The organism is Marinomonas sp. NPDC078689, assembly GCF_044542435.1.
In the GTDB taxonomy this organism is placed as follows: Bacteria; Pseudomonadota; Gammaproteobacteria; order Pseudomonadales; family Marinomonadaceae; genus Marinomonas; species Marinomonas arenicola.
Genome location: NZ_JBITUJ010000001.1, coordinates 414,432 through 430,061, shown reverse-complemented (window position 1 = coordinate 430,061; position 15,630 = coordinate 414,432). Strand labels below are relative to the sequence as shown.

16 protein-coding genes are annotated in these 15,630 nt (G+C 45.2%); 8 read left to right on the top strand and 8 right to left on the bottom strand.

The features are described from left to right. Nucleotides 1-21 precede the first annotated feature (21 nt). From ACIGBN_RS01950 to ACIGBN_RS01925, 6 genes are all read left to right on the top strand, one after another. Nucleotides 22-1,020 (top strand): YbgA family protein, encoded by a 999-nt coding sequence (locus ACIGBN_RS01950; RefSeq protein WP_396663355.1) that lies wholly within the window; start codon nt 22-24, stop codon nt 1,018-1,020. Nucleotides 1,021-1,029: 9 nt separating this feature from the next. Further along, nucleotides 1,030-2,439, top strand: a complete 1,410-nt coding sequence (locus tag ACIGBN_RS01945; RefSeq protein WP_396663353.1) for a cryptochrome/photolyase family protein — start codon at nt 1,030-1,032, stop codon at nt 2,437-2,439. 191 nt (nt 2,440-2,630) lie between these two features. Continuing rightward, entirely contained in the window at nt 2,631-3,110 is a 480-nt protein-coding gene (locus tag ACIGBN_RS01940) for a MarR family winged helix-turn-helix transcriptional regulator (protein ID WP_133002111.1), read from the top strand. A 235-nt stretch (nt 3,111-3,345) separates the two neighbouring features. Next, nucleotides 3,346-4,350 carry an ABC transporter substrate-binding protein gene (locus ACIGBN_RS01935; protein WP_396663351.1) on the top strand — a complete coding sequence of 335 codons (1,005 nt, stop codon included), beginning with the start codon at nt 3,346-3,348 and terminating at the stop codon, nt 4,348-4,350. A gap of 71 nt (nt 4,351-4,421) precedes the next feature. Continuing rightward, nucleotides 4,422-5,321, top strand: a complete 900-nt coding sequence (locus tag ACIGBN_RS01930) for a proline/glycine betaine ABC transporter permease (RefSeq protein WP_133001723.1) — start codon at nt 4,422-4,424, stop codon at nt 5,319-5,321. Further along, nucleotides 5,314-6,489: a glycine betaine/L-proline ABC transporter ATP-binding protein gene (locus ACIGBN_RS01925; protein ID WP_396663345.1), complete on the top strand. Its 1,176-nt coding sequence runs from the start codon at nt 5,314-5,316 to the stop codon at nt 6,487-6,489. The genes ACIGBN_RS01930 and ACIGBN_RS01925 overlap by 8 nt, the downstream gene beginning before the upstream one ends. Nucleotides 6,490-6,560: 71 nt before the next feature. Here ACIGBN_RS01925 and dapB read toward each other — a convergent pair whose 3' ends face one another. The 7 genes from dapB to rpsF form a co-directional block, all read right to left on the bottom strand. After that, nucleotides 6,561-7,361, bottom strand: coding sequence for a 4-hydroxy-tetrahydrodipicolinate reductase (gene dapB, locus ACIGBN_RS01920; protein WP_133001725.1), 801 nt, complete (start codon nt 7,359-7,361; stop codon nt 6,561-6,563). 155 nt (nt 7,362-7,516) lie between these two features. Then, the gene (locus ACIGBN_RS01915) at nt 7,517-9,079 is read right to left on the bottom strand and encodes a methyl-accepting chemotaxis protein (RefSeq protein ID WP_396663342.1); all 1,563 of its coding nucleotides are present in this window, start codon (nt 9,077-9,079) and stop codon (nt 7,517-7,519) included. Between the two features lie 102 nt (nt 9,080-9,181). Beyond that, a complete protein-coding gene (dnaB, locus tag ACIGBN_RS01910) occupies nt 9,182-10,558 on the bottom strand; it encodes a replicative DNA helicase (protein WP_133001727.1) in 1,377 nt (458 codons plus the stop codon). Nucleotides 10,559-10,684: 126 nt separating this feature from the next. After that, complete coding sequence (gene rplI, locus ACIGBN_RS01905; RefSeq protein ID WP_133001728.1) at nt 10,685-11,128, bottom strand: 50S ribosomal protein L9; 444 nt, start codon at nt 11,126-11,128, stop codon at nt 10,685-10,687. 29 nt (nt 11,129-11,157) lie between these two features. Next, nucleotides 11,158-12,012 carry a hypothetical protein gene (locus ACIGBN_RS01900; protein WP_396663340.1) on the bottom strand — a complete coding sequence of 285 codons (855 nt, stop codon included), beginning with the start codon at nt 12,010-12,012 and terminating at the stop codon, nt 11,158-11,160. A gap of 21 nt (nt 12,013-12,033) precedes the next feature. After that, a complete protein-coding gene (gene rpsR, locus ACIGBN_RS01895; RefSeq protein ID WP_036161308.1) occupies nt 12,034-12,264 on the bottom strand; it encodes a 30S ribosomal protein S18 in 231 nt (76 codons plus the stop codon). 25 nt (nt 12,265-12,289) lie between these two features. Beyond that, the gene (rpsF, locus tag ACIGBN_RS01890; protein WP_133001730.1) at nt 12,290-12,697 is read right to left on the bottom strand and encodes a 30S ribosomal protein S6; all 408 of its coding nucleotides are present in this window, start codon (nt 12,695-12,697) and stop codon (nt 12,290-12,292) included. A 286-nt stretch (nt 12,698-12,983) separates the two neighbouring features. Here rpsF and ACIGBN_RS01885 point away from each other — a divergent pair, with 286 nt between their 5' ends. Both ACIGBN_RS01885 and ACIGBN_RS01880 read left to right on the top strand, forming a co-directional pair. Then, a complete protein-coding gene (locus ACIGBN_RS01885) occupies nt 12,984-13,736 on the top strand; it encodes a MipA/OmpV family protein (protein WP_396663337.1) in 753 nt (250 codons plus the stop codon). Between the two features lie 104 nt (nt 13,737-13,840). Next, nucleotides 13,841-14,749, top strand: coding sequence for a DMT family transporter (locus ACIGBN_RS01880; protein ID WP_133001732.1), 909 nt, complete (start codon nt 13,841-13,843; stop codon nt 14,747-14,749). On the opposite strand, the gene ACIGBN_RS01875 is transcribed toward ACIGBN_RS01880, so the two are convergent. Next, nucleotides 14,746-15,624, bottom strand: a complete 879-nt coding sequence (locus ACIGBN_RS01875) for a DMT family transporter (protein ID WP_396663335.1) — start codon at nt 15,622-15,624, stop codon at nt 14,746-14,748. The genes ACIGBN_RS01880 and ACIGBN_RS01875 overlap by 4 nt on opposite strands. Between the last annotated feature and the right edge of the window lie 6 nt (nt 15,625-15,630).

Genomic DNA, 15,630 nt, shown 5'->3' with positions numbered 1-15,630 from the left:
TTACCCTAGTTGGAGAGTATTATGACAACCCCAAACACTATCTCACACGCTTCTTTATCAGCCGACCACTTGTCCCATAAAATTCCGGTCGGCATCAGCGCCTGTTTATTAGGTGATAATGTGCGCTTTAACGGCGGGCACAGCCGATCCGCTTATTGCGATACGAGCTTGAGCGATTATTTTGAATACCAGAAATTTTGCCCTGAAGTGGCAGCTGGATTTGGCACTCCAAGACCGACCGTTCGCCTAGAAGGCGATCCAAGCAACCCTAGAATGACCTACTCAAACCAGAAAGGCGGCGATATTACCGCCACTTTCATGGACGCGACTCGCCCTTATTTAGACAAATTAGAGCATCTTGATGGCTATATCCTCATGAAAAACTCACCAAGCTGCGGTTTAGAACGCATCAAGGTCTATCAAGAAAATGGCCATCCTCATATGGAACGCAGCGCCGGTTTATTCACCAAAGCATTAAAAGAACGCTACCCATTGCTGCCAATGGAAGAAGATGGCCGTCTAAATGACCCAGCGTTAAAAGAAAACTTTCTGCTGCGCGTGTTTGCGCATCACGAATTTCGTCACAGCGTCACAGCAAAACCGAGCATGAAGGCGCTACTTGCTTTTCATAGTCGTTATAAATATCTCGTGATGGCGCATTCGCAACCTGCTTATAAGGCGTTAGGAAAAATGCTATCAGGCAATGATCCGAGACCTTTTGAGGCATTAAAAGATGCCTACTTTCAGGCCTTGATGACAACCCTATCCACACCTGCGAAACGCAAAAACCACTGTAATGCGTTAATGCACCTAGTAGGGTATTTAAAACGTTCGGTGGATGTCTCAATCCGCAAAGACATTATCGGTGTGATTGAGCAATACCGTCGTGGCGAAGTGAATCTGGCCACGCCGATGACATTGCTCGGCCATTATCTGAACCACTATGGTAGTCAGTACGTAAAAGAACAGCGCTACTTTGCACCTTACCCAAGCGCTTTAGGCATTCGTAACACAGTTTAGGACTTTATTATGGCTATTAAACACCTTGTTTGGCTTCGCAATGACCTTCGCTGGCTCGACAACCCTGCGCTTTATTACGCGGCGCTTGAAGGGAGCATTCGAGTACTGGTGACTGCAACGCCAACGCAATGGAAAAAACACCACGAATCCAAGGCTAAAATAGGATTGCGAGCCGGGTTGATTCGTCGATTATTTGCAAAACTAGCAGACTCTGGCATTCCTGCAGAACTAATTACTGTGGATACGTTTGACGATCTACCAGATGCCCTTGAGCGCTATTGTTTAAGCCATGGCGTAGAGCACATTTGGTTTAATCAAGACATTCCGATTGACGAACAACAAAGGGACCAAGGGGTCAGCCAGCAATTAAGAGGCAAAGGCATTGAAAGCCATCCCCAAAGTGTCGATTTGATCGTGCCGAATGCAGTATTAAGCCAACAAGGGACCCCCTTCAAAGTCTTTACTCCCTTCTTTAAACGCTGGCTGTCCTTGCTCTCCATGCAAGATTGGCAACCATTGCCGGAGCCCGCGCCTCAAGGTGAAGCCCTTGACTTTATCGAGCCTGAAATCCATTGGGATCAAACCTATCGAGATGACCTATGGATACCAGATCAAGAGATAGCAAAACAAAAGCTCTGGCACTTTTGTCACACCAAAGAGGCCGATTATCAGGCAAAACGTGATTATCCCATGGAACCTGGAACAAGCACCTTATCGCCTTATCTGGCGTTGGGTGCACTCGGTCCAAGAGAGTGTTTATTTGCGATCCAATATGTCTGTGAGCAAACCGATCGCCGATGGCAAGACAGTATTTGGCTAAAAGAATTGGCTTGGCGTGACTTCTACCGCCAACTAATGGGCCACTTTTCTTTTCTAGCGATGGGAAAACCTTTTAAGAACGAAACCGACTTTATTCGCTGGAATCAAGATGAGGCACTGTTTGAGGCTTGGACACAAGGCAACACAGGCTTTCCCATCGTTGATGCCGCCATGAGACAACTCAATCAAACAGGCTGGATGCACAACCGGCTGAGAATGGTTAGCGCCAGTTTTTTAAGCAAATTAATCTTTGCCGATTGGCGCAAGGGCGAAGCGTATTTTATGAGTAAGTTAGTCGATGGTGAATTCTCAGCCAATAATGGAGGCTGGCAATGGAGCGCGTCTACAGGCTGCGATGCCGCCCCTTACTTTCGAGTGTTCAACCCTACCCGTCAATCTGAGACTTACGATGCAAAGGGGGACTTCATCCGACGCTTTGTTCCCGAGTTGAAAACACTGGATGCAAAGTCGATTCATAACCCATCGCCTGCGCAAAGAATCGAATGCGGCTACCCCTCCCCGATACTTGATTACAAAGCAGCGCGGCTTGCGGCGATTCAATCCTTTGCTGACTTAAAGGAGATTAAAGAGCATAAGTAAGCTGGGCATTGCTGACAATAATCCAGTGCATTAGATACTTTCCCATTTTTAAAATGCAGACTATGATTAGAGCTATAAATTGTTTACCTTATAATAGACTTACTCGCCTAAAGTTAATAATTATAAAGAGTTTAACCAATGGCTTTGAAAGCATATAATTTGCGGAAATTTTAATGGATAACACTCGTAACATGTCAGAATCTCAACACCTCCATGATGTGCTCGTTCATCTGAGACGCATCATCCGCGCCACGGACTTACAATCAAAACGTGTTGTTAAAGCCTGCGGACTTACTATTCCCCAAATCATGGTACTTCGGTCAATTGAAGAGCTAGGTGATGTTACTGTTCGTAAGATTTCAGACAGTGTTTCACTAAGCCAAGCAACGGTAACCACCATTTTAAACCGCTTGGAAGACCGCAAACTCGTAGAACGAGTCCGAGCACAAAAAGATAAGCGCATCGTCAATGCAAGATTAACTGAAATGGGGCGCTCTATTTTACAGACTACGCCACCACTACTTCATGAGAAATTCATTGGTGAATTTGAGTCTTTACAAGGCTGGGAACAAACCCAAGTGCTATCATCTCTGCAACGAATCGCCATCATGATGGACGCTGAAAGCATTGATGCGGCACCATTATTGGATATCAACTCTCCAAATATCTAAGACACAACAATTTGCAACAAAAGCTCACTGGTGGAAACAAGTGAGCTTTTTTTTGCCTTTTTCAGCTAAAAACAAGCTAAACCTCGCCCAAAACGCCTCTTTTCGTTCCTTTTTATATGCTAAAAAAAAGTCATTTCTGACACCAATATGACAAACATTTGATAAATTCATTTAGATGTGTAAACTAATTTTAGTTTGATGACTAATAATTATAGATCACAACAGGAACCTAACCATGTATACCAAAAGCCTTATTGCTGGTGTTTTAACACTTGCAGCGACCTCGTCATTTGCAGCAGCAAGCAGCTGTGGCAAAGTACAAATCGCAGATATGAACTGGAATTCAGCGTCCTTTATGGCCAATGTTGATAAATTTATTCTTAATAACGGCTACGGCTGTGACGCAGAATTAATACCAGGAGACACCATGCCAACCAGTACTTCCATGGTTGAAAAAGGGCAACCCGACATAGCCCCAGAAATGTGGACAAACGCGGTCAGTGAGCTGATTGATCGAGGTGTAAAAGAAAAACGCCTAAGCATCGCTGGTAAATCGTTATCAGATGGTGGCGAAGAAGGCTTCTGGGTTCCAAAATACATGGTCGATAAAGACCCATCATTGGCGACCATTCAGGGTGTGATGAAACACGCTAAAAAGTTCCCAAACCCTGAAAACGATGCTGTTTCGGCCTTTTATGGCTGTCCTGCTGGATGGGGCTGCCAAATAAGTGCTGGCAATTTATTTAAGGCACTTCACCTTGAAGACGCTGGTTTTGAGTTAATTGATCCAGGTTCAGCGGCGGGGCTATCTGGCTCATTAAGCCGTGCCTATGAGCGCAAAGCACCTTGGTTTGGTTACTACTGGGCACCAACGGCCATTTTAGGCAAATATGAAATGGTTAAGGTAGATTTTGGCTCAGGTATTAACCAAGAGCACTACATGAACTGTATTACGAAAGACAGTTGCCTAGATCCTAAAGTGACTATGTATCCACCTTCCCCTGTGTACAGCATCACCACAACCGAGTTTGCTAAACGTGCACCACAAGCCTATGCCTACACGGCAAAACGCTCATTTACTAACGCTCAGATGAACAAGCTACTTGCTTGGATGGAAGACAACCAAGCGGATGGCCAGTACGCCGCTGAGAACTTCATGATGAACCATGAAGACATTTGGTCTAAATGGGTAAATAAAGACGTGAAAGCCAAACTTGACAAAGCTATCAACAATCTATAATTCGTTAAGATAACAAAGAGCCATGCCTTTGCATGGCTCGATACCCTGCTTTACTCTTTGAGACATTATTTATGATAGACAGCTCCTGGTTAACAGAATTTCCAGATATGAGCCGACGTGATCTGCTGGCCATACGACAAACACTAGACAGTGCCTACCGAACTTTTTCCCGCGCTTACGGCCAATCGATCGAGGACTTTTTCAACCCTCTCTTACACTTCCTTATTTGGTTTGAAGACCTATTAATACAAACACCTTGGTGGATTGTACTTGCCGCCATTGTCGGCTTAGTTTATGCCGCAACGCGATCATGGCGATTATGCCTAGGCGTTCTCGCTTCTTTTCTAGCCATTGGTTACTTTGGCATGTGGGAAGACACCATGCGGACACTCAGCATCATTACTGTGTGTACCATATTGTCCATCTGCATAGGGATTCCCATTGGCATCTTAATGGCAGGCTCCGATAGAGCTCGCTCCATCATCACGCCGCTTCTCGACATCATGCAAACCATGCCTGCGTTTGTTTACTTGATCCCTGTGGTGATGCTATTGGGCATCGGTAAAATTCCGGGCGTTATTGCGGTGGTCATCTACGCCATTCCACCTGTTATTCGGTTGACGAATTTGGGCATACGCCTAGTCAACAAAGAAACACTGGAAGCCGCCACAGCTTACGGCGCAACAGCGACACAACGACTGTTCGGTGTACAAATCCCATTGGCCATGCCAACGATCATGGCAGGCATTAACCAAACTATTATGATGGCTTTGGCCATGGTGGTAGTGGCCTCTATGATCGGTGTTAAAGGCCTAGGTCAACCGGTGTTAAAATCCATCACCAACCAATATTTCACTCTCGGGTTACTTAATGGTCTAGCAATTGTCGCATTAGCAATCATTTTCGACCGTGTTTCTCAGACTTATGCAAAACGCGCTCAAAGACATATGGAAGGAAATGATAATGGATAATAATCGCGAAACATTAATAGAGATAGAAGGCCTTTATCAGATCTTCGGTGAAGAGCCCAATGACGTATTACCCCAGGTAAAAGCTGGCGCTAGCAAAGAAGATGTACTCGCAGAAACAGGCCATACTGTTGGTCTTAGAGACATAAACCTAACCATTAAGCGCGGCGAGATTTTCGTTATTATGGGCCTTTCTGGTTCTGGGAAATCCACGCTTATTCGCCACTTTAACCGCTTAATTGATCCAACGGCAGGCAAAATCAAAGTCGACGGCGAAAACATCATGGCGCTCTCACCAAAAGAACTGATCACGTTTCGTCGTCACAAAATGGCCATGGTATTCCAACACTTTGGTCTAATGCCACACAGAAACGTCGTGGACAACGTAGGTTATGGTCTGTCCATTAAGGGCGAGAAGAAAACGGATTGGGTGCCAAAAGCCACTCAGTGGCTCGATACCGTAGGCTTAGCGGGCTACGAAGAGCAATACCCTTCCCAACTGTCTGGTGGGCAACAGCAACGCGTTGGCTTAGCCAGAGCGTTGTGCACAGACGCTGAAATTCTTCTTATGGACGAAGCCTTTTCCGCTTTAGATCCGCTGATTCGCAGCGAAATGCAAGAACAGCTTATTGAACTGCAAGAGAATCTGCAGAAAACCATTATCTTTATCACCCACGATTTAGACGAAGCGTTGCGTTTGGGGGATCGAATTGCCGTTCTGAAAGACGGCAAACTCGTCCAAATTGGTACTCCAGTCGATATCATGCTACGCCCAGCTGACGACTACGTTAAAGCCTTTGCCAGCGACGTTAACCGAGCAAGAGCTTTATCAGTACAAACGGTAATGACGCCAAGCACTGAAAAACTCGACGCCAATACGATGAAAGAAGCGAAGGCCAACTTCCCTCAAGACAAAGAATACGTATTTGTGTTTAACAACGAAGGCTATCAAGGTGTGCTTACCAAAGAACAAGCCACCACTTTAGACGACGAAAGCTCCCTAAAAGACGCGCTTCATCCCGTACCGTCTGTGCGTAAAGCCAACCTATTGCAAAAGGTTATCCCTTTGTCTCTTAACACTCGATTTGACTTACCTGTTGTGAATAAAGCAGGCGAACTAACCGGTCGACTTGAGGCTCGAAAATTAGCGGATGTTCTTTCTCCGAGTTAACTTTCGAGTGTATGGCAAACAATAAAAATGGCCGCAATCGCGGCCATTTCTTTGTGTCCAATAACAGCAAGTTATTTTAGGTTCAGTACATCTTGCATATCGTACATAGCCGCTGATTTACCTGACAGCCATTTGGCCGCACGGACTGCACCTTTAGCAAAAGTCATACGACTGCTGGCTTTATGAACGATCTCAATACGCTCGCCCTCTGTTGCAAACCAAACACTGTGCTCGCCCACGACATCGCCGGCGCGAATGGTTTCAAAACCAATTTCTTTTTGCGTACGAGCGCCTGTCTGACCTTCACGACCGTAAACAGCACATTCTTTCAGGTCACGACCTAACGCCTCAGCAACCACTTCTCCCATACGCAACGCCGTACCAGAAGGAGAATCCACTTTGTGTCTGTGATGCGCTTCGACAATTTCAACGTCGTAATCATCGCCCAAGATTTCAGCAGCCGTAGCCAACAACTTTAACGTCAAGTTCACACCAATGCTCATGTTAGGTGCAAAAACAACAGGAGACTGTTCTGAAAAAGAAGTTAATGTCGCCTTCTCTTCATCGTTTAAGCCAGTTGTGCCAACCACAATCGCTTTATTATGCTGCGCACAAAATGCAGCGTTTTCTAACGTCAGTGCCGGTGTTGTAAAATCAATCAACACATCAAAATCGGTTACGCAGTCATCCAGTGATGACACAGCGGCAACGCCAAGCTTACCAATGCCTGCTATCTCACCCGCGTCCGCGCCAACAAGTGAACTTCCTGCTTTCACAATAGCCGCGCCAAGAGAAACGCCTTCCGCCTCGTTCGCTGCGATAATCAAATTCTTTCCCATGCGCCCAGACGCACCAATTACTGCTATTCGCATCTTATTTCACCCTTAACAATAGATTTCGCAAACCATAACAAATACTGACAACTTTCTCAGCTACTAATGCCATTAAAAAAGCCCAGAAGCGCACTTAGTAACGAGTACTAAGCGGTTCTTCTAGGCTTTTTTATAAGGCGCTTTCTGTTTCTTTTTTACGATTTCATACGTTCAGCCAGATTGCCTTGCTCGTACGCTTCTTCTTCAATGTGCGCAATATTCGTAACCGTATTTTCAGCGCGCTCGATGCTTGCCAAACTCAAGGCATCCACTTGCTGCATCTGCTCGTTCAGATCACGCGCAACACCAGCCTGCTCTTCTGAAGAGACATTAATTTGCGCCGTCATTTCAACAATATGCTTAATAGAGGATTCTATCGTCTGCATTTTCTCAGCCACTTGCTCCACTCGGCTCACACCTTCTTGTGCAACAAGGCTGCCCTTATCAATCGCTTGGGTAACGTCAGAGGTGTTTTTCTTCAACTCTTCGGTCATTTCATTAATGCTTTGCGTCGCCGCTTGCGTTCTGATTGCCAGCGCTCGAACTTCATCGGCTACGACGGCAAATCCGCGCCCCGCCTCACCTGCTCGTGCCGACTCAATCGCCGCATTCAAAGCAAGTAAGTTGGTTTGATCGGCAATGTCACTAATCGAATTCACCACATTATTAATGCTATCACTGCGCTCAGCCAATATCTCTACCACGCCTTTGGCCGCCGATATTTCAGAATACACTTGTCTCATGGTGTCGCCAGTATCAAGCGCCAAACTTTGACTTTCACGCGCTGAAATTGCCACCAACTCTGTCGCTTCAGCCGCTCTGCCAACGTGCTCTGCCACATCATTAACACTTTGCAACAGCTGCGAGCTTGCCGCCACAACGCTTCTAAACGTATCTCGCTGTTTAGTAAAGTTATCTAAATTGGTCGCCACACTGACTTTGACATTGGAAGCGCGTTTGCGTAACTGCTCTGACCCTTCCAGTAAGCGATAGCGGAAAGTATTGCCTGCGGCGTCCTGATGAGTATGACCAAAACGCACTGCTGCCTTGCTACCAATGCTTTTACAATATAAATACTGACCTATTGGGTTTTGTGCTTCGATTGGAAGATTCCGTAACGTGGCATCTAAAGACTGCTTTTGAATAAACAGCAACCACACACCAATAACGCCAGCCAGCCCACCCAACACTTGCAAAGACAAACTTGCAGACAGCAGAGCAACGCACGTCATAAGCACAACAATAAGCAATAGCGGCCACACACTGTTGCTGAAAAAAGACGCCACTTTAGTACTCGTCGGTATCGCTTTTTTACCGCTATTTAGCCGATTATAAAATGACTGCGCATGCTGAATCTCATCACGCGTTGCTTTTCGGCGCACGGATTCATAACCGATAATTTTTCCATTATCTAACAAGGGACTAACATGAGCACTTACCCAATAGTGGTCGCCGTTCGCACAACGGTTTTTCACCAAACCCATCCAGCTATTGCCTTGTTTCAAGTTGCTCCACATATCAGCAAACACAGCAGGCGGAACATCTGGGTGACGAATGACGTTATGCGCTTTACCTATTAATGACTCACGTTCATAGCCAGCCACATCACAAAAGTGATCGTTAACAAAGGTAAGACGCCCTTTTGTATCCGTACTTGAGACAATCTGATAATCCGCAGGAAAATCATATTCTTTGTTGGTAACAGGCATTTTTTTCATAAACAGTTCCAGGTCTCTTTGTTATATTTTAGCCACCATTCTTGTGGCCTTATTGTTGTCTTTATGGGAGTTTACATTAATCGAATGACGAGTAGGTGACGCCTATTCATCATCGAAATCACGATAAGCATCTGGCGCCAGATCTTCAAATCGAGTGTATTTACCAACAAAGGCTAAGCGGCAAGTTCCAATCGGACCATTACGCTGTTTACCGATGATAATTTCAGCAATACCTTTGTGCGGAGAGTCTTCGTGATACACCTCATCACGATAAACAAATGAGATGACATCCGCATCCTGCTCGATCGCTCCAGATTCACGCAAATCCGAGTTAACCGGACGCTTGTTTGGGCGATTCTCCAAACTACGGTTAAGCTGGGAAAGCGCCACAACAGGACATTCCATTTCTTTGGCAATGGCTTTTAGCGATCGAGATATCTCAGATATCTCATTGGTTCGACCTTCGGTGAAACCTGGGATCTGCATCAACTGAAGGTAATCGACCATGATCAGAGCCACACCGCCATGCTCACGCGCAATACGACGCACCCGAGAACGCATCTCAGTTGGGCTAATACCACCGGTGTCATCAATAAATAACTTACGGTCTTTGAGCATTTTCACTGCCGACATCAGCTTATCCCAATCTTCTTGCACTAGCTGACCTGAACGCATGCGTGTTTGGTCAATGCGCCCTAAAGAAGACAACATACGCATCATCAGCTGCTCAGAAGGCATCTCGAGACTAAATACAATAACGGGTTTGTCGCTGATCATGGTGGCATTTTCCACCAAGTTCATTGCAAATGTCGTTTTACCCATGGAAGGGCGACCCGCCACAATCACCAAGTCGGATTTTTGCAAACCTGCCGTCATGCCATCTAAATCTGTAAACCCCGTACTCAAACCGGTGATAGCACCTTCTTGGTGGTAGAGTTCGTCAATCTTGTCCACCGTCGCGCTCAATATATCTGACGCGATGCGTGGGCCACCTTTTTTCTCACCGCCTTCAGCAATCTGAAAAATTCGGCGCTCAGCCTCATCCAAGACTTCTGCGGCCGTCATGCCTTCGGGGTGAAAGGCCCTAGCCGAAATCTCATTGGTGGTAGAAATAAGGCGTCGCAGAATAGAACGTTCGCGCACAATGTCAGCATAAGAAGCTATGTTAGACGCACTGGGTGTCGCTTCCGCAACTTCAATCAGGTAGGCCATGCCACCAATGGATTCTAAGTCCCCACGCTTATCCAGACGCTCACCGATTGTCACGACGTCAATCGGTTCCGATTCATCCGCTAATCGCGCAATTACTGAGAAAATCAGCTTATGCTCAGGGCGATAAAAGTCATCGGCAATAACCAATTCAGACACTTTTTCCCAAGCTTGCGGGTCTAGCATCAAGCCACCAACGACGGAGCGTTCGGCTTCAATAGAGTAAGGCGGTAATTTAATAGAAGCGATTTCAGAATCGTTTAATTGCACGTAAAAACACCCGAACCAGAATAGAGGAAAAACAAGGGGATTAGCTTATCATGACAACAACAAAAAAAGGGCATCTTGTATTAAACAAGACACCCTTTTTTATTGATCAGTTTTCGTCGAAACGAATTACTGAGCAACAACTTCCAAAGTAACAGTAACAACCACTTCTGGGTGTACTTGAACGTCAACTTCGAAAGAACCTGTGTGGCGAATAGCGCCTTCAGGAAGACGAATTTCTGCTTTAGAAACTTCTACTTCTGCAGAAATTACTTCAGCGATATCGCGTGTACCGATAGAACCAAAAAGTTTACCTTCATCGCCAGCATTCGCTTCGAATTTGAAAGTTTTGCCTTCTAGTGTTTGAGCACGAGCTTCAGCAGCAGCTTTACGCTCTGCAGCTTGAGCTTCAAGTTCAGCACGGCGTTCTTCAAAGCTAGCCAAGTTAGCTTTAGTTGCCATTACAGCTTTTCTGTTCGGAATCAAAAAGTTACGAGCATAACCTGGTTTAACGACTGCAACGTCACCAATACCACCTAGCTTGTTTACTTTGTCGAGTAGAATAACTTCCATCTCGATCACCTCTAATTAATCATTCACTATCACTTGATGCTGGATGACTTATCTTGGATTCGTTCTCGAATATTTACAAAACTATCAATCACACTAAGTACGATCAATATGTTTGCGAAATAGACGTTTAGAACAAAGAATCCCACAAGATAAAATGCAATCAGTCCAACAATCCCAATTCTTTTTTTTGCTAGAACACCATGCACTAACGCAATGCCTGGCAACACTAAGGCTGGAATGGCCGCTTGAGATAAAACAAGGTACGATCCTCCTAAGCTTTCGCCTAGTAACACCATGGCACCTAAAACCAAGCTAAACGCTATCGGCAGTCTTAGCTGATGAAATTCATGTCGCAATCCACCAGGATTATAGAGCCCTGCTTGCCATTTTCGCGCTAAAAAGAGCGACACAATAGCAATCATCGCCTGAATAATGGACAAGGCCACTACCGCTTGATGAAAGATAATACCTTTGTCCGGTACTACCACCCCTTCCGATGTCAAAATTCGATGAATCAGTGTTGTCACTAAATTCAACATGTCTGACATAAGCAAAGGCTGCAGAAAAGTGCTGATGACGGCAATAAAACTGCCAACCATTAACACCCAACTCCATGATGTTGTTGCCCTGAGTAACCAAGCCAACAAAGTCACGTCTATCAACACCATCAGTGCTGTCGCATCACCTTGGTATGCCCACAAAACTATTGCAGGTAGACATCCCCAAGCTAATACAGGTATTCCTTCTTTAACACCTCTACGAAGTACTACCAAACCAATAATGGCGGCAGACACCCAGAACAGTAAGGGTATGATACTGAAAACAGCAACACCAATAATGGCATTGCGCGGACGTGTCATAACCCATTTCGCTAAAGCGCTCATTCTGGTACTTCGTTCCACCTATTAATTGAAGTGGCTATCAGTGTAAGGAAGCAAAGCAATGTAGCGAGCGCGTTTGATCGCAGTCGCTAGTTGACGCTGGTAACGTGCCTTAGTGCCAGTAATACGGCTAGGTACGATTTTACCAGTTTCAGTAACATAACCTTTCAGTGTTTCTAGATCTTTATAATCGATCTGTTTAACGCCTTCTGCTGTAAAACGGCAGAATTTACGACGACGAAAAAAACGAGCCATACGTGTCTCCTAATAAAAATATTGATTAATCTTCAGATTCTTCAGCAACAACTTCTTCAGTTGTTTCGTTGTTGCGCTCTTCACGTTGAGGAGCAGAACGACGATCTTCACGACCTTCAGAAGCTTTAATAGGAGATACATCAGTAATCGCATCTTTACAACGAATCACCAAGTTACGGATGATTGCATCGTTATAACGGAAAGTATCGTTTAATTCAGCTAAAACACTGTCAGAACACTCAATGTTCATAAGAACATAATGTGCTTTGTGAATTTTGTTGATTGGGTAAGCTAGTTGACGACGGCCCCAATCTTCTAGACGATGAACTTGTCCACCATCTTCAGTGATTAGGTTAGTGTAACGCTCAACCATTGCTGGTACTTGTTCGCTTTGATCTGGGTGAACCAGAAAGACGATTTCATAATGACGCATTTAAGCTCTCCTTATGGATTCTAGCCTCTACGCTCCCCCTGTTATGAAGCCTTGAGACAAGGAGTATAGATTTACAGGGACGCGAATTGTATAGCATACAGAACAATAAATAAACACGCAGAGCACCTTGATAAGAAGGTTTTTCTTTCTTTAAAAGCAATTAGCTCGCTGTCTAGCCCGCGCACTCTTATAAATAAATAGGCATAGCTAGTATTCGTTTACATATTTCACTCGTCTATTTACCATAAAACAACCTAGGTCTTTAATTAAATAAGGAAGAAACTCAATGATATCGCGCCGTAACATGGGCATTCTCATCGCCGCCCTACTTCCATTATCGCCAGCCATGGCTCTGGCTGATAGCGGTGATTTCAGCGTAGGCGTCATGGGCATCTATGCGACTTCTATTTATAAAGACACTGACAGTGACACTAAAGTGCTTCCGTTTGTTGCCTATACTGGCGAACATTTCTACTTAAAAGGGCCAGAGCTTGGTTATAATTTTTTGCCAAATCATTCAAAACGCAATATAGGCGTTGGTCTTGGCTATCATTTTGCCGAATTTGATCCTGATGACTCAGACGATAAAAACATTCAAAAACTGGATGATCGTGACGACAGTGTCATGGCCATAGTGCATGCGAAGATTGGCTTCTTTTCGGCCAAACTCGCCCAAGATGTAAGCGACACTAACCGTGGTTACTATGCTGAAGTCGGCGCGGGTTATCCTATTCAAGTACAAAAATGGCGCCTTATTCCGTCCATCCACTATCGCTATATGAGCAGCGAAATGAGCGATTATCAATTGGGCGTCAGCTCGTCTGAAGCGGCAAAAACAAGCGGGGCCATTAGCGCCTATAACGCGCCTTCAACGACCATGACACGTGTCACTCTCAATAGTTTTTACCCAATCACACAATCATTGACGGTTAATTTAAGCGCCACCTACGTAAAATACAACAGTAACGTATTAGACAGTCCGATCGTTGAAAAAGACCATAAAAGCATTGCTAGGGCTGGCATTATTTATAAGTTTTAAGCAGAGTAAGGTAACCACTCTGGCGACAATCTAAAATCGACTGTCGTCAGAGCGATTTGATCAGACACCTGATTCAAACAGCCACACTCTAATAAGGATGTTACATGCCCGCTTTTGTTTACTTGCTGCTGCCAGTGCTTTTTTGGTCTGGTAATTATGTACTAGGACGTTTCACCGTTTCTGAAGGCATTGACCCCTTTTCTATTTCTTTCTTACGCTGGAGTATTGCCTGCCTGATCATACTGCCTTTTGCCTACAAAAAAGTCTGGGCAGAACGCGCGATAATTGTGAAGAACTGGCCTCTGCTGTTACTGTTTAGCTGGCTAGGTATTTGTAACTACAACCTTTTTTTATACATTGGTTTAACCTCAACCAGTGTCACCAACGCCGTGCTGCTCAACGCCATTGTGCCTGTTATCATCCTCATCACAGCTAGGCTATTACTCGGCAGCAAAACCAGCTGGCTACAAAACGTAGGCATACTTCTATCAACCATAGGCGCGATTGAAATTATTAGTCGAGGCAGCCTAGACACTCTTCTGCATTTGACCATATCCCAAGGGGATCTATGGATCATTACCGCGGCAATCAGTTGGGCCGTGTATTCTGTTTTGATCGCTAAACGCCCCAAAGGGATGTCTCTTATCGGCTTTTTTACGACCACGGCATTCGTTGGCACCGCCATTCAAGCACCGCTGTTCTTCATTTTCGGCACAACGTCGCTTAATGAGTTATCCGCCATTAATTGGGGAACTTTGCTCTACATGGGATTGTTTGCTTCTTTGGCGGCATTCCTTTGCTGGAACTTAGGTGTGCAAAAGCTAGGGGCTGCCACTGCAGGGCAATTTATTCATCTGTTACCTGTGTTTAGCATTTCACTCTCTGTGCTGTTTCTTGGCGAACAACTTTATCACTTCCACTACATTGGCATTGTTTTGATTTTTTCGGGCATTTTCGTCGCCACCCTATTAAACAAAAAACTGATGCACCTCAAACCAGCCGAACAACACTAGGCACTTTGACTCTTTGCGATGCGGGTACTAATAAGGATGCTTATAAAGATCAATGCCATCCCCGCATAAGCAAAGGCATCTGGTACATGCCCCCACACCATCCATCCCCATAAGCCACTAAACACTACGCCGGCATAACTTACCGGAGAAACCACACTCGCCGGTGCATAAGTGTAGGCCTTGGTGTAGAGAAACATACCAACATACAAGGTGATACAAACTACCGCGACCAATGGCCAACTCGCCATTGGCAATAACAAACTGTCTCCTTGTATTAACACTAAGCAGAATGACAGCCCTGCCGAGATCAAAAAATAAATCATCATGGTTTCTTGACCACTCACCTGATGAGACAACATACGAGTCGTCACCATAGAAAAAGCCAAACCAATGGCGGATAGAAAACCGATTAAATGCCACGGATTAAGGTGCTCTGGCGTCGGTTGAATAATACAAGCCACGCCAATAAAGCCAATAACAAGAGGGACCCAACGGGCGCTTGGCACGGCCACTTTATGCATAATAAACACCACCAAGGGCACACAAAGTGGCGCACAGTAACGCAACAAGGTCGCTTCAACCAAAGGGATGTGATTGAGCGCCCAGTAATAAAACAAAAAGCCTGTAAATCCTCCCACACTGCGTAGAAAATGAATTTTCCAAATAGCGATAGGTCGGCGCTGCCAGCGGCCTCGTAATTGCGGATAGAGCACGGCGACACAAAAGATACTCTGCCAAAATACCAACACTGGAACCGCTATGGTCGTCTGCACCTGCTTTGCAGCAAGCCCAGTCACCGACATAACAAACGCATAAGCAATCGTCAGCAATATGCCTTTTTTTAGCCTCTGCTTCTCATTGAGTTCCAGTGACACACACAC

Coding starts and splice junctions, on each gene's coding strand:
- ACIGBN_RS01945 (WP_396663353.1), top strand. CDS start 1,030: ATGGCTATTAAACACCTTGTTTGGCTTCGCAATGACCTTCGCTGGCTC.
- ACIGBN_RS01900 (WP_396663340.1), bottom strand. CDS start 12,012: ATGAGCGCTTTAGCGAAATGGGTTATGACACGTCCGCGCAATGCCATT.
- ACIGBN_RS01930 (WP_133001723.1), top strand. CDS start 4,422: ATGATAGACAGCTCCTGGTTAACAGAATTTCCAGATATGAGCCGACGT.
- ACIGBN_RS01940 (WP_133002111.1), top strand. CDS start 2,631: ATGTCAGAATCTCAACACCTCCATGATGTGCTCGTTCATCTGAGACGC.
- rplI (WP_133001728.1), bottom strand. CDS start 11,128: ATGGAAGTTATTCTACTCGACAAAGTAAACAAGCTAGGTGGTATTGGT.
- ACIGBN_RS01885 (WP_396663337.1), top strand. CDS start 12,984: ATGATATCGCGCCGTAACATGGGCATTCTCATCGCCGCCCTACTTCCA.
- dapB (WP_133001725.1), bottom strand. CDS start 7,361: ATGCGAATAGCAGTAATTGGTGCGTCTGGGCGCATGGGAAAGAATTTG.
- ACIGBN_RS01915 (WP_396663342.1), bottom strand. CDS start 9,079: ATGAAAAAAATGCCTGTTACCAACAAAGAATATGATTTTCCTGCGGAT.
- rpsR (WP_036161308.1), bottom strand. CDS start 12,264: ATGGCTCGTTTTTTTCGTCGTCGTAAATTCTGCCGTTTTACAGCAGAA.
- ACIGBN_RS01880 (WP_133001732.1), top strand. CDS start 13,841: ATGCCCGCTTTTGTTTACTTGCTGCTGCCAGTGCTTTTTTGGTCTGGT.
- ACIGBN_RS01935 (WP_396663351.1), top strand. CDS start 3,346: ATGTATACCAAAAGCCTTATTGCTGGTGTTTTAACACTTGCAGCGACC.
- ACIGBN_RS01925 (WP_396663345.1), top strand. CDS start 5,314: ATGGATAATAATCGCGAAACATTAATAGAGATAGAAGGCCTTTATCAG.
- ACIGBN_RS01950 (WP_396663355.1), top strand. CDS start 22: ATGACAACCCCAAACACTATCTCACACGCTTCTTTATCAGCCGACCAC.
- rpsF (WP_133001730.1), bottom strand. CDS start 12,697: ATGCGTCATTATGAAATCGTCTTTCTGGTTCACCCAGATCAAAGCGAA.